General features: G+C 69.4%; 7 protein-coding genes. 5 read left to right on the top strand and 2 right to left on the bottom strand.

The window, feature by feature from the left end; translation table 11 throughout:
• Nucleotides 1-51: 51 nt before the first annotated feature.
• From ACYVF6_RS08685 to ACYVF6_RS08665, 5 genes are all read left to right on the top strand, one after another.
• Nucleotides 52-588 (top strand): dihydrofolate reductase family protein, encoded by a 537-nt coding sequence (locus ACYVF6_RS08685; RefSeq protein ID WP_460518272.1) that lies wholly within the window; start codon nucleotides 52-54, stop codon nucleotides 586-588.
• Complete coding sequence (locus ACYVF6_RS08680; RefSeq protein WP_460518269.1) at nucleotides 585-1085, top strand: MFS transporter; 501 nt, start codon at nucleotides 585-587, stop codon at nucleotides 1083-1085. The genes ACYVF6_RS08685 and ACYVF6_RS08680 overlap by 4 nt, the downstream gene beginning before the upstream one ends.
• A gap of 12 nt (nucleotides 1086-1097) precedes the next feature.
• Complete coding sequence (locus ACYVF6_RS08675; protein ID WP_460518266.1) at nucleotides 1098-1793, top strand: MFS transporter; 696 nt, start codon at nucleotides 1098-1100, stop codon at nucleotides 1791-1793.
• A 77-nt stretch (nucleotides 1794-1870) separates the two neighbouring features.
• Nucleotides 1871-2638, top strand: a complete 768-nt coding sequence (locus ACYVF6_RS08670) for a thioredoxin domain-containing protein (protein WP_460518264.1) — start codon at nucleotides 1871-1873, stop codon at nucleotides 2636-2638.
• An 80-nt stretch (nucleotides 2639-2718) separates the two neighbouring features.
• Nucleotides 2719-3840 carry a GNAT family N-acetyltransferase gene (locus ACYVF6_RS08665; RefSeq protein ID WP_460518261.1) on the top strand — a complete coding sequence of 374 codons (1122 nt, stop codon included), beginning with the start codon at nucleotides 2719-2721 and terminating at the stop codon, nucleotides 3838-3840.
• On the opposite strand, the gene ACYVF6_RS08660 is transcribed toward ACYVF6_RS08665, so the two are convergent.
• On the bottom strand, nucleotides 3827-7867 hold the full coding sequence (locus ACYVF6_RS08660; protein WP_460518259.1) for an RICIN domain-containing protein: 4041 nt from the start codon (nucleotides 7865-7867) through the stop codon (nucleotides 3827-3829). The two genes, ACYVF6_RS08665 and ACYVF6_RS08660, sit on opposite strands and share 14 nt — an antisense overlap.
• Nucleotides 7857-14276 carry an RHS repeat domain-containing protein gene (locus ACYVF6_RS08655; protein ID WP_460518256.1) on the bottom strand — a complete coding sequence of 2140 codons (6420 nt, stop codon included), beginning with the start codon at nucleotides 14274-14276 and terminating at the stop codon, nucleotides 7857-7859. The genes ACYVF6_RS08660 and ACYVF6_RS08655 overlap by 11 nt, the downstream gene beginning before the upstream one ends.
• Nucleotides 14277-14314: the final 38 nt, after the last annotated feature.

The following is a 14314-nucleotide window of genomic DNA, read 5'->3' as shown; positions in this document are numbered from 1 at the left end:
GTGACCTCCCACGACAACCGACCAACGACGATCCGGCATCGGAGGATCCACATGCGTATCCGCACCCACATCGCAGTGAGCCTGGACGGCTACATCGCCACACCCGACGGCTGGCCCGTCATCCTGACCGCGCCGGACTTCGAATCGGGTGTCTCGCACGGACTGCCCGAGTTCATCGCGGACTGCGGTGCGGCGGTCATGGGGCGCAACACGTTCCTGCCGGCAGTCGGCTCGCCGCACTGGCCGTGGCCGAACCTGCGGGTGTTCGTCCTCACCAGCCAGCCGCTCCCGGAGGGGACGCCCGACCACGTGGTGGCGGCCGGCGATCCGGCGACGCTGCTGCAGCTGATGCGCGACGCCGGCTTCGAGGGCGACGTCCACCTGGTCGGCGGGCAGCGCACCATCCAGGCGTTCCGCGACATCGGCGCGCTCGACGAGCTCGGTGTGGTCGTCATGCCGATCCTGCTGGGCGACGGGATGCGGTTCACGCCCGAGAAGAGCGGGCGACAGCCGCTGCAGCTCATCACATCGCGGACCTTCCCTGACGGGTCCGTCGAGCACGTCTACACGCTGGTGGATCAGCCGTGACGTACGCGACGGCTCCGCCGGATCCCGCGCGGCCGCGGATCCTCACCTGGCCGCTCGTCGTGCGGTTCGTCTCCGTGGCGGCGGCGTCGATCGGGTTCTTCCTGCCGCTGGGTGTGGTTCCGCTGTACGCCGCCCAGGCCGGGACGGCGGCGATGGGCGGTCTCGCCACCGCGGCGCTGCTTCTCACCACCGTCGCCTGCGAGCTGCTCAGCCCGCGGATCATCCGCCGCTTCGGACACCGGTGGGCCCTCGGCTGCGGCCTGCTGCTTCTCGGCGTGCCGACGCTGCTGCTCCTGGTGTCGCCGGCACCGTTGGTGCTCCTCGCCGCCAGCGTGCTGCGGGGAGCCGGCTTCGCGGTCGTGGTGGTCGCCGGCGGGGCGCTGACCGCGATGCTCGTACCGGCCGAGCGCCGGGGCGAAGGCCTCGCCGTGGTCGGACTGGTCAACGGCGTCACGACGCTGGTCGCACTGCCGGCGGGGGTCTGGCTGGCCGGGTAGTACGGATTCGGGGTGGTCTTCGCCGCGACTGCTGCCGCGCCGGTGCTCGCGCTGGTGACCGTGCCGTTCCTGCCCAGCCTGTCGGCCAACGCCGAGCGGCCGCACGGGATGCTGACCTGGCTGCGTACCGCCGAACTCAACCGGCCGGCGCTGGTGTTCGCCGCCTCGACGGTGGCCGTGGGCGCGCTGACGACGTTCCTGCCGCTCGCTGTCGGCGGCGCGGCCGCCTGGGTGGCGCCGGCGGCGTTGTTCGCGCACTCGGCGGCCGCGAGCAAGTGGATCGCCGGCCGGCTGGGCGACGCGCGCGGGCACGTAGGGCTCCTCGCGCCCGGGCTGATCGCGTCGGCGGGCGGGATGGCCCTGCTTGCGTTGACGGCGTCGCCAGTGGCTGTGCTGGTGGGCGCGACGACGTTCGGGCTCGGCTTCGGGTTGCTGCAGAACGCGACGCTGACGCTGATGTACTCCCGGGTGACGATCGCCGGCTACGGGCCGGTGAGCGCGATCTGGAACGCGGCGTACGACGTCGGGATGGCGGTGGGCGCGCTCGGGGTCGGGCTGCTCGTCGGGCGGATCGGGTATCCGGTCGCGTTCCTGCTGGTGGCGGGTCTGATGCTGCCCGCCTTGCTGTTGATTCGCCGGGAACCCAGCGACTCCGGCCGGGCTGCCCCGGACCTCGAAAGGGAACGCGACGCGACTGTCCAGCGATGAGTTCTCCCTCCGGAGGTTGTCTAGACGATCGCTGAGTTGACGGCAGGACCACGGTCTGAAGAAAGAGGAGTCCCACCATGACAGATCACACCACCGAACCCGACGTGTCAGCTGTCCGCGGCGTGCCCAAGCCCGCGGTCGCGGATCGAGCGGCGTTCCAGGCCGAACTGGACCAGCTTCGGGTCCGGGAGAAGGCTCACACGCGTGCAGGCGACGCGATCGCCGCCGCGCGGCGGCGGCTGCCGATGGTCGAGGTCGACTCGAAGACTCCGCTGATCGGAGCGGACGGGGCGGTTCCGCTGATCGACGTCTTCGAGGGCCGGTCGCAGCTGATCGCCTACTTCCACATGTGGCACCACGGCCGGCCCGCCGCCGAGCAGTGCGAGGGCTGCACGTTCAGCACGTCTCAGGTCACCGAGCTGGGCTACCTGCACTCGCGCGATGTCAGCTACGCCGTCCTCTCCGAGGGAGCGTACGAGGAGACCTCGCGGTATCGCGAGTTCATGGGTTATCCCGTTCCGTGGTACTCCGTGCCGCCGGACTCTGTGGACCGGCTGATCGCAGGCCGGCACTTCGGCATCCTGGCGTGCTATCTCCGAGACGGTGACCAGGTCTTCGAGACCTACTGGAACACTTCCCGCGGCAACGAGATCATGGCACCGTCGTACGGCCTGCTGGATCAGACTGTCTACGGCCGGCAGGAGTTGTGGGAGGACTCGCCGGAGGGCTGGCCGCAGCGGTGGGGCTCTAGGGGCGGCCAGTTCCGCTGGAACGGACGACCGGCTGCTCAGTGGTCGCGGGTTCACGCCGGCCGCGACGACGACCTCGGTCCCACGCCGGACTGATGGACGGCGTGCGCCTGCTCACTGCACGGCTGTCCACAAACCGGTTGTGACAGGCCGGAGGCCTTGCCAGTGTGGTCGGCATGATCTCACTCCGCACCGCTACCAGGGACGACATTCCCGTCCTCGCCGATGTGCTGGCGAACGTGCAGGCACAGGATGATCCGGCGATCGAGGTCGGGGAGCGTCGGACGGAGATCGCCGCGTGGATCGAGGACGGATTCGGCCGCGACGAGCCGGAGAGCGTCCTCTCGATCATCGAGGTCGACGGGGTGGCCGCAGGTCGGTTCAGGGTCGTGCGGTTCGCGGACCGCATCTTCCTCGGCGGCATTCAGATCCATCCGGCCTTCCAGGGCAGGGGAATCGGCACCCAGCTCATCACCGCGCTGATCGAGGAGTGCCGATCCACCGGCAAGCCGTTGACGCTCGACGTCGACAGGGACAACCTGCGGGCGCGCAGCCTTTACGAGCGCCTGGGTTTCGAGCAGACCGCCGAGTCCGAGCAGGACTTCCGCCTGACCTACCACCCCGCCTACTACTACGGTGAGCACCATGCCGCGTACGAACGGCTCGCTCGCGAAGGCAAGTCGGAGTGGGACGAGTTGTTCGGCGAGGCCGGGTTTTCGCAGCGGGCGTTTCTGGAGAGCGCTCTGGCCAAGCTCGCCGTCCCTCCCGGTGCGCGCGTGCTGGAGTACGGCTGTGGCACCGGCCGGGCCGCCCGGTTCCTCGCCGCCGCGGGGTTCCGGGTGCATGCCGTCGACCTGATCCCGGAGGCGATCGAGCTGGCGCGCCGGTTCGCCGCCGAGGGTGGGTTCGAGATCGACTTCGAAGTGCGTGACATCTGCCGGACCACCTTCGACACCTCCTACGCCCTGGTCGTCGACGGCTTCTGCCTGCAGAGCATCGTCACCGACGACGATCGGGCGAAGCTCTTCGCGGCTGTACGATCCGCGCTCGACGACGACGGCCACTACCTGATCACAACGGCGACGTACGATCCCGCCCGAGCCTACGAGGCCGGCGACGAGTACGACCCCGCCACCGGGATCGTCCTCAGTGGCGGGGTTCCGCATCGCAGGCATCTGCGGCCCGAGGCGCTCCGAGCCGAGCTCGAAGCCCACGGCTTCCGGGTCCTCTCCCAACAGGGAGCCGGAGGCGGCGAGCTGATCTGCTCCCCCACAGGTTCGAGTGTCAGAGGCGCTTGAAGAACCACCGCTGGCACGGACCGCCGTGGTAGAACCACGTGATCACGTTGGCGCCCTGCGCCGAACTGCAGCCGGCGACGTCCAGGGAGAGGCCGGAGCCCACCTGGAGCACGCTGTAGCTGCCGCCCGGGCTGGGCTCGATCCGCCAGCGCTGGCACTCGCTCTCGTTACTCGTCCAGGTCTGGACCGTGCCGAGCGGCAGCTGGGAGCACCCGTCGATGTCGAGCACCTTCGACGAGTGCGGGTCGACGAGCTTGTAGACGTCGTCGCCGAGGCTCTCGAGCTTCCAGCCCTGGCAGGGGCTTCCGGCCACCCACGCCCACATGCGTACGTCCGAGCCGTCCTCGGTGTGGCAGTCGGTGATGTCCAGCACCTGCGTGGTGCTGGTCGCCGCCTCGGTCCGATAGCGCGCGGCCCCGTTCTCGCCGAGCTGGGTCGCGTTGTACGCGGGCCGCAGGATCCATTGCTGGTTGGCACCCTGGCCACAGGTCTCCTGCTGCACCGGATCGCTGTCGTTCAGCGTGCCGCCGATGATGCTCAGGCACTTGCCACTGTGCGCGAGCTTCAGCTGGATGACGGTGTCGTAGCTCGCGCCGTCGACGTACTCCAGCAGGAACTGCTGGTTGGCCGTCGGATCGCCACTGCCGTTGCCGCACGGCCACTGGACCAGCTGCCCGCCGTCGATCATGCTCCAGTCGCTCAGGTCGGCGCATTTCAACGGGCCCGCGCCGGTCGCGGTGTGCACGGGCTTCAGCGCGTACTGGTCCGAGCCCGCCACGGCATCGATGTGGAAGCGCGCGTTCAGGGCGGCCGTGACACAGGTGTACTGGACGAACAGCGCCTCGTTGGCCGTGCTGTTGCCCTTGAGGTTCAGGCATTTGCCGCTGTTGCGGTTGACCAGCTCGTACGTCCGCTGCTCGATGTCGAACGTCGGGCCGGTCACCGCACCGGTCGGGCCACCCCAGCCGAGCACCTTGTCGCCGAACGCCGTCCCGCTGGAGCGGAACGTGTAGACCTGCCGGTCGCCGCTGTTCGGGCCGCCGGCGTACACGATCGCGGCGTCGCCCTTCCGGTCGCCGTCGAAGTCGCCCGCCGCGAGCGTCGCCTTGGCCAGGTCGAGCGAGGTGCCGCGCCACCACGACGAGGCGGTCAGCGCGGTGCCCGTGGTGCCCGTCGCGGTGAAGACGTACAGGCCGGCGTCGCCCACTCCGTGCTCGTACAGCGCGACGATGTCGTCCTTGCCGTCGCCGTTGGCGTCGGTCACGGCGGGCCGGCTCTTCTCCCAGCAGTACGCCCCGGCGCCACTGTCGTAGATCGTCTGCGCCGCGGCGAAGCCGGTTCCCGTCGACTTGTAGAGGTCCACGGCCGTCCGGCAGCCGGTCAGGTTGCGCATGCTGAGCAGGTCGGCCCGGCCGTCGCCGTCGACGTCGGCCAGGAGCGGCGCGCTCCGCGACCACGGGTTGCCGCTCGCCGCGGTCGCCCACGTCGTCGGCGCGGCGAAGTTGTCGGCGGCGCGGAACACCAGCGCGGACCAGTTGTCGCCGGTGCCGGCGTTCTGCACGACGATGTCGCTCCTGCCGTCTCCGTCGACGTCGCCACCGATCACTCGCGCGGTGCTCAGCGGCCAGCCGTTGGCTCCGCTCGTCCACAACGCCGGTGGGGCGTCGTAGCGGTTGCCGTCGGAGACGAGCTTGTACAGCGACACCTGGCGGCCGGCTCCCTCCCGGAACAGCGCGAGGTCGGTACGCCCGTCGCCGTCCAAGTCGCCCTGCACCGGCCGCGTGCGGTAGAGGTTGAACCCGCCGGCTTCGCCGCTGTCCCAGCCGATGAAGCCCGTGTAGAAGGCACTCGCGCCACCGGACTCGACGTTCCAGACCGCGGTCCGGCCGTAGCCGTGGTCGAAGACGGCGGTCACGTCGGCCCGGCCGTCGCCGTTGGTGTCGCCGCGTACGTGCGGCACCGGCGCGGGATTGTCCAGCGCCTGCAGGTCCCAGGCCGCTCGTGTCGAGCTGACGTTGCCGGCGCGGTCGACCGCCTTCACGTACAGGCGTTTGGCCGGCACGCCGCTGGTCGGGTCGGGCCAGACGGTGACAGGGATCGTCGCGCTGCCGTCGGCGCCGGCCTTCACCCGCATGGTCACCTTGTCCTGCTGGAAGCCGTAGGCGTACTCCGCCACGTCGGCGTCCGCGGCCGAGCCCGGCCGGAACGTGACAGTGCCCACCGTCCGCGCCGGCAGCGTGGGCTCGCCGTCGGGATAGTCCGCGGACTGGACCTGCGGCACCGACGGCTTCACGGTGTCGATCACGAAGTAGCAGTCCGGCGTCGCCGGCCCGGAGGTCAGGCTGTCCTTGGTGAACGAGCGGTAGCGGTAGACCGTGTTCTGGACGAGCGTGCCCGCCGGTACCTCCGGCCAGGCGAACGCCGCGCCACTCACGGTCGGGCCGACGTCGGCGGTGTGGACGACAGACCCTGCCTGGTCGAGGATCTGCAACGTCGTCGTCACAGTGTCGCCGGCGTCGGGGTCGTTGGCGATCGCGGAGAACTGCGGCTGCGTGGTGGCGATCGCGGTCGGTGCGGTGGCAGTACCGCAAGGACGCGACCGGGTGAAGTTCATGCTTTTGGGCACCAGCGGCTTGGTGTTGTAGGTGACCGAGAGCACGGCGGTGTTCGGGCGGAACTTCTTCCACTGCAGCTGGGCCTCGCTGCCGGTGCCCTCGTCCGGAGCACGCAGCCCGAGCGAGATCTGCGGGCGCCGCGCGTCGGCGACGCCCTGCACGATGCCCTTCAACGTGTCGTTGGAGAACTCGATCGGGCTGTCCGTGGGAGGCGGGTACGCAGCGCCGGACGCCGTGGCGAGGTTCTGCCGCCAGTAGCCGCCGCTGTTGTCCCAGTCGATGTAGGTGCTGGTCGCCAGGTCGGTCAGCAACCACAGCTGAACGGGCTTCTTGGTGCCGCTCGGGGTGTGGTCGATCGTGATCCGGAACGTGGTGGACACGATCGTGCTGCCGGCGATGGCCTGCGCCCCGCTGGTGGTGTTCAGCAGGAACATCGAACGGTAGAGGTTCGCGGTCGAGCCGTAGGCCCGGCCGACCTTGGCGCCGCCGTCGTTCCGGTCGTAGTTCCAGGCGTTCTGGGCACCCATCCGAACGTTCACGTGCAACCAGTTGACCAGGCTGCCGCCGATCGACGGGTCGATGGCGACCGGGAACCTGGTGTTCGGACCGGTCAGCATCCGGGCGTCCGGTGTCAGCGTCATCGCCTTGCCGGACATGGCGATACCGAGCCGCGCGGGCTTGCCGTCGGCGTCCCACATCGTCGGCGGTGGAGCGGTGAAGACCGTCCTGCCGGCCTTGCTCGCGACGGTCGTGCCGTCAGGTCTGACGTTCAGCCGCAGCGAGTCGCTGGCCACGGGATAGCGCAGCGTCCGCAGGGCGGGGTTCGACGCCGCTCGCCGGTTCTTCACCACGAGCAGGTGGCTGAAGCCGGTGACGCCGACGTCGATCCGCAGGTCGACACCGGGCAGCACCTCGGGGTAGACCGCCGTCGAGCCGCGCAGCGTCGGTGCCGGCAGCGTGCCTGGCCAGCCGACGCTGATCTGCTCGCCCGGCCGGCCGATCGTGAGCAGCCTGCCGGATCCTCCACCGGACAAGGCGATCGGCGTGACGGTCGCGACCGGACGGATGCTGCCGTCGGGCTGCTCGCGCAGCGCCGGGTCCGGCGCGACCCAGCGGGTCCCCTGATGTACGCGGACGGGCTCGGAGTGTTGCTCCATCGTCTTGGTGCCGTCGGGATTGACGTAGACCTCCGAGGTCTCGGTACGAAACGCCGCGAGCTCGACGCGACGTCCCGTCTGCCTGGCTCGCAGGCCTGCCGCCACGAACGGAGTGAGTTGCCCGGCGGCTGTGGCGCCAGGCGTTCGCTCGACCTGCGCCCCTACGTGGCCCGGCGAGGCGGGCACCGCGGCCGCCGTCAACGTAAACACCGTCAGGGCGGCTGCGGCCACCAGCACCAGAGTCCTAGAGGACACGTTCTCCCCCGATTCGAATCCCGCCGCTGACCGATCTGGCCTGAACCGCGGCGCCGCTGACGTTCCCGTTGATGGTGTTGTGTGTTCCGATCTGGACCACGTTGCCACGCACGTTTCCTTCGACGACGTTGCGCTGGCCGACCTGGACGAGGTTGCCCTTCAGGTCGCCCTTGAAGACGTTGGTCGAGTCCCTCATGACCAGCGTCCTGGCGTTGCCCGCCGCGGAGTTCGCCTTCGACGCGGCACTGGCCGACCGTTCCGCGCGGACCGCCACCTGCGCCACCCTGGCGACCGCCTGCGCGCGTTTGGCCGCGGCCGCCACCCGGATGCCCATGATGAGACCGCGGACGGCCAGCGCACCCACTCCACCGGTGACCGCGCCGATCGCGACCGTCAGGGCGATCTCCGCCGCCACCTTCAGGATCGCCGCCCGATGCTCGTACACCCATCTCGCGGCCTTCTTGGCGACAGCCGCGACCTTGTGGGCAACGGCTCTGGCCGCCTTACCCACGGCTCTGGCCACCTGCTTGACCTTCGCGACCGCCTTCTTGGCGACCTGGGCGACCTTCCTGACCACCTTCCGGACGGTCTTGATGGCCTTCTTGATCACCTTCTTGACCGTCTTCGCGACCTTCTTGACGACCTCGACCGTCTTGTGGACAACGGATTTGATCGCCTCGATGGTGTGCGTCACGCGGTCGCGGACCCAGTTCACCACCGGCGTGACGACGTGGATGGCCTCCTTCACCGTCTCCACGACCCGGTTGGTCACCACCTGCGCCACGTTCTTGATGCTGGAGACGATGCTGGTGAACCACGACATGCCGTCCGGGTCGCTGAACGTGATGGGGTTGTTGTTGCCGTACGAATAGCCGTTCAGCGTCTGTGGATCGTCGATCTCCAGCTGCGGATCGACCGAGATGAACCTTCCGGTCGCCGGGTCGTACTCCCGCGCACCCAGATGCACCAACCCCGTGGACGGATCGCTGGTCCCGCCGACGAAGCCGCGCTGTCCGGGCCACGCGACGGGCTCGGTGCCGCGGTTGTTGCCGTAGGGGTCCTGTCGCCGCCGCTGGACGTTCTGCGCGGCGGTGTTGTCGATCGCCGTCGTGGCCGTGCCGTGGTGGTCGGCGCCGAGCCAGGTCAGCGTGCCGCCGCCGGTGCCGCCGGCAGTGGCGAGCCGGACCGCGACCGTCTGGTCTCCGTGCTCGTAGTAGCGGGTACCCGACACGGCGCCGTTCTTCAACGTCAGCTCGGTGCCGCCGAGGTACAACGTGGTGCCGCTCGGATCGCGGCGGATCAGCCGCTCACCGTTGGCGTCGTAGACGTACGACGTCTCCTGGCCGTTCTTGGTGACCTTCGAAAGGTCGCCCTCGGGGTGCCAGGTGTACGTCTCGCCGGTGCCGGCGACGTTGCGGGTCTCGAGGTCCCCGGTCTCGTCGTAGGCGTAGCTGTCGGTCCTGCCACCGCTCGGCATTCCCGTGCCCGTGGTGACGACGCTGCGCAGGCTGTGCGGCTGCGCCGAACCCGCGGCCGGGTAGGTGTAGGTCGCCGTCGTCGAGCCGCCGGACCAGGTCTTCGTCTCGGTCTTGCGGTTGCCCGTCTTGTCGAACGTCCAGCTGTTCCAGTACGGTGCCGGCCCGCCGAGGCCCGCCGCCGTCGGTGCCGCCGTGCAGTCGCCGGCCGTGTTTCCCGTTCCAGGCTTGGGCGTCCAGGCCGACGTCATGCGCCGCAGGTAGTCGTAGCCGAAGCACTGCGTGTCGGTCTGCTCCGTGCTGGTCGACGAGGGCGCGTCGGTGACCTTGGTGATGTTGCCGGAGTCGTCGTAGGCGTAGGCCACGTCGGAGATCCGGCGCGGCAACGTCTCGCGTTGCGTGACGACCCGGGAGAGCCGGCGCGTGCCGGTCTCGTACTCGTAGCCGAGCTCCACCCACTTGCCGCCGGTGGCGCCCAGTGTCACCTTCTCCACCTCACCGAACGGCGTGTACGTCGTGCCGCGGACGTACGTGGTGTCGGAGGAGGCCAGCGTGCTCGGCTGATCCTTCTCGTCGTAGCCGTAGGTCAGGGTCTCGACCGGGAGGCCGCCGACGCCCGGCAGCTTCTCGGTGTCGAGCTGACCGTCGGGCCGGTAGGTCGACTCGAACCGGTACGTGCCGGCCAGCGCCCCCTCGGACGCGGGGATGACGTACTCCGACGCGGTCGCGCGACCGGCTGCGTCGTAGCCCGTGATGCGGTTCGTGTACGCGTTGCCGTTCGCGTCGTACCGCGTGGAGGACGTGGGCATGCCGGGCAGGATCGTGTCGAAGACCCACTCGGCCAGCTTGCGTCCCTGCAGCGACCCTTCGTGGACCTCGGTGGCACGGCCCACGTTGTCGTAGACGTAGGCGAGCGTCTCGCCCCGGGCGTCCCGCTTCGTCAGCAGCTGGTCGAGATCGTCGTAGGTGTAGGTCGTCGTGCCCTTGTCCGGATCGGACTCGCTGACCTTGCGACCCCGCTCGTCGTAGTCGTAGCTCCAGGTGTTGCCGGCGGGATCGGTCATCGACTTCAGCTGACCGTCGGGCTCGTAGGTGTACTTCGTCGAGTCGTAGGTGCCGCTCGCGGACTCCCCGGTGTACTGCCGCAGCTCCAGCAGGCGGCCCTGCACATCGGTGATCCGGGTGGTCGGCGTCTCGCCCCGGGGCGGGTCGACCGTCTCGCGGTCGCCTGCGTAGCTGTGCGTGGTCTCCCACTGCACGGCGTTCTCCGACTTGAAGATCTCCTTGGCCGGACGGCCCGCCAGGTCGTACTCCGTGACCTTCTGCGTCGGCAGCTCGGTCTCGTTGGGGATCAGCACCTCGTCGGGTACGGGCGGAGCGTCGTTGTAGTACGGCCCGTTCTCCTTCACCTCCAGGCCGCGGCTGTCGTAGATCACGTCGTTCACGACCCGGCCGCCACCCTGCGCGGCCTCCTGGCTCTGCCGCGGGCGCAGCAGGCCGTCGTACAACTCGTACGACGTCTCGATGCTGCCGTCGGTCTGCAACGACTTCGTGGTCACCACGCTCGGCGCGTTGGCCAGGATGCCGTAGTCGTAGTCGACGTCCGGGATCGCCGCGTTGTCACCGGCCGCGGACCTGCCCGCGACGTTGGCGCCCCGCACGCCGGCGACGGCGCCGGACCGGCCGGGGTACCACACCTTGTCGGTACGGCCGAGCGGGTCGTAGGTCGCCTCGGTGCGCTTGCCGGACTCGTCGGTGATCGCCACCTCCTCGCCCCAGGCGGGCTCGAGCTCGACGGTCGTGGTCTGCCCGTTGGCCTTGGTCGACACGAGCTTGGTGACCGGGCCGGACCCGGACGGCGTGTAGGCCGTCGAGCTCTTGTGGTTCAGCGCGTCGGTGAACTCCAGCGAGCGGCCCAGCGCGTCGTACTTGATGGTGCTGACGGTCTGGTACTGCGGTGTGCCGTCGGTCCCGAATCCCTTCAGGCGCTCGGTCTTGGTCACATCGCCCTTGGTCGGGGCCGCGTCCAGCGTGGTGGCGTTGTCGTAGTAGGTGCGCTCGTCGGAGACGACCTGGTCCTTGGTGTACGGCTGGTCGCAGGCGGCCGAGACGGTCAGCTCCCGCTTGGGCATCTCCTGCAGCTTCAGGCTGTCGTTCCTGGTGTACTCGAAGTACGTGCAGGTGTCGTCGGCTGTCGTGCTGAGGTCGTTCTGGTCGTTGCTCTTCAGCAGCAGGCCGTTCGCGTCGTACACGTTGTTCGCGGCGCTCTGGCGCAGGGCGCCGCCGGCGATCGTCTCGGCCTGCCGGTTGCCCTTCTCCTCGATGTCGTAGCTGCTCGTCGTGCCCCAGGACCGCACGCGCGTCGCGGTCGGCTGTGACACCCACTGGTCGGTGATGGTCCGCTCGACCAGCACGCCTGAGCCGTTGAACGTCCGCACCTCGCGCGGCTGGCCGGCCAGCGGCAACACGTCATCGACCTGGCCGCCGGTGGAGTCCTCGACCTTGACGTCCTTCACGCCGCCGCTCGCGAGCTGGTCGCCGTCCATGCCGCGGAAGTAGCGGTTCTCGGTCACGATCTGCGGGCCGGAACCGTTGCCCTTCCTGACGATGACGACGTCGTAGCCGCGCCACTGCGACCAGGTCTTCTGCCCGATCTCGACCAGGCCGTCCTCGTCGTCGTGCCGCCAGGCCGGCGGTCGGGGGTACTCCAGGCTGGTGACGACCGGCTCGGTGCCGGACACCCGGTCGGTCTCCGTCACCGACTTCACGACGTACTTGTGGAACCAGTCGGTACGTTCGGTCGTGCCGCCCGGTGGCGTCCACTTCATCGGGTGGCAGCGCCGGCCGTTGGTGTCGGGCGCGGGCACGTCGCCCGGGCCGCAGTCCTTCGGGTAGTAGTCGACGACCAGGTCGCCGCCGGTGCCGTAGGCGATCCGGCTCATCCGCCACCAGTTCATCTCCGGCAGGTTGTCGCCCGTGGCGTCGACTCGGTTGGCCAGCTGGATGCCGTCGAAGTTCACCTCGGGAATCGCCACCCCACCGGTGTTTCCGACGTGCCCGGCGTTCGTGACCGCCTCCAGCCACAGGCCCGGCTTGGTGCCGTCGCCGTTGTCCGGGAACAGGTAGCGCAACGTCCACGAGCTCACCGGCTCGTACGCGCTGCCCCGCCACAGCTCGGTGGTGACCTTGCTCAGCTTCTTCGTGGTGAAGAACGTCGGGTTGAACTTGTTGTCGCACTTGGCCGGCGCGGTGCCGTCGGCGTTGATGCACCGCTGGTCCATCGGGACGTCGGGATAGTCGGCGGTGGCACAGGCGGTGCTCTCCATGCACCGCTCGCTCGTGGTGAACGAGACCCGGCCCAGCCTGCCGGTGCCGAGCGCGTTCTCCCGCTGGCCGTACTCGATGCGCTTGATGTTGCCGGCTCTCACGTACGGCGTGACGGCGGTCGCGGTGGCGTTGCGGCCGTAGTAGTTCTTCTCGGTGTCGTAGTACAGGCTCATCGTGTTGCCGTGCCGGTCGACGACGTAGTCGAGGTTCCACTTGTAGGTCTGCTGGCACCACGAGTCGGCGAACGCGGTGGCGTGGCACTGCTCGCCGGAGTGGTTGCCGAACACCGGAACGGTCCAGCTGGAGTTGGACGCCTCGGTGGCGCTCGGCACCTTGTTCAGGCCGAAGTAGTACTTCGTCCCGTCCTTGGTCGTGAGGACCCAGTACTCGCCTTTCTCGCTTGCCGTTCCGCCGTCGTCGCCGTTGTCGGCGCCGGACAGCCGCTCGATCGTCGATCCGTCGTCGGCGCGCGGATGCCACTTGCCGGTCGCGTCGTCCTTGACCAGCTCGCCGCCCTTGCCGTTCAACGTGAACATCGCGTTGTCGGTCGCCCAGCACAGGTCGCCGGTGATGCGCGTGCCGTTGTTGCCGGTCTTCTCCGTCTTCGAGGCGCACGAGGCGTACCGGCGTTCGATCGAGCCGCCTGGCTCCAGGTCGAAGCCCTGGCCGACCCAGCTCGGCTGGTTGTTGGTCGACGAGGTACGGCCGTCGACGCCGCCGGAGGTGTAGCCGAGTGCGAGCTGCGGAGCCGGACCGCCGTTGCTCGGCGGAACCGCCATCGGGTAGTTCCAGCTGAAGTCGCCGGAGGAGCCACCCACCTGCCAGGTCGCGGTGGGCGACAGCTTGGAGGCGCCGAAGTCACCGGTGCCGGAGGACGCGGCGGCTTGGACCGCGTAGAGCGCCGGCTCCGTCTTGGTGCCGGCGGTCACGTCGCCGGTCAGCGTGCCGCTGCCGTTGTTCTGTGTCTCCACAGGGATTCCGGCGCACTCGGGTGTACCGGGCCTGGTCAGTGCGCAGGCGGGGAGCTTCAGCAGCCGCAGCCGCAGCGCCCAGTCGCCGCCGTACCTGTCGCGGAACGCGCGATAGTCCAGCCGCAGGGATGCCGGAGCCGGTTCGTTCACGCCGTCGGTGCGGCTCAACTGGAGGAGCAGGCCGTCGGATCCGCGTCTTGACAGGCCGACCCGCACGGTCGTGGGGGCGGCGGCACGCGCGGACATCGCCTGCGCCGGTCCGACCGCGATCGGGAGGGTGCCGGCGCGGGCTTTCGGTGTGGGCACCTGTTCCAGGAGGGTGTACGCGCCTGTGGCGCGCGGCACTGCCACTTCGGCCGTGCCGGACGCCGGCCAGCGTAGGTTCTTGGGTGCTTCGCGGATCGCCTTGTTCTCGGCAGGATCCTTGGGCTCGGGCAGCGGTGTGAAGTTCTTACCTGGAACGGACTTCTCCTGCTTGGCCTTCCAGAGCGGATCGTCCGGCTTCGGTGCCGCATCGGCCGCCGGCCCCCAGAGGGTGGTGACCATCGCCGTCGCGGTCGCCAGGGCGACGGCTGTCGTGGAGATTCGGAAAGCCGGCCAGAAGCCGGCGGGGCGACGGCGATGCGCGGAGAACATGACGGATTCCCTCCCCTGAACGAACCCTGAAGGAGGGC

Source organism: Flindersiella endophytica (assembly GCF_054779015.1).
Note: the sequence above shows the minus strand (reverse complement) of the source record. Positions and strands in the feature narration are given on the sequence as shown.

Bases quoted from the DNA above. Each gene is read 5' to 3' on its own strand.
- ACYVF6_RS08685 (WP_460518272.1), top strand. From the start codon at position 52: ATGCGTATCCGCACCCACATCGCAGTGAGCCTGGACGGCTACATCGCC.
- ACYVF6_RS08670 (WP_460518264.1), top strand. From the start codon at position 1,871: ATGACAGATCACACCACCGAACCCGACGTGTCAGCTGTCCGCGGCGTG.
- ACYVF6_RS08665 (WP_460518261.1), top strand. From the start codon at position 2,719: ATGATCTCACTCCGCACCGCTACCAGGGACGACATTCCCGTCCTCGCC.
- ACYVF6_RS08655 (WP_460518256.1), bottom strand. From the start codon at position 14,276: ATGTTCTCCGCGCATCGCCGTCGCCCCGCCGGCTTCTGGCCGGCTTTC.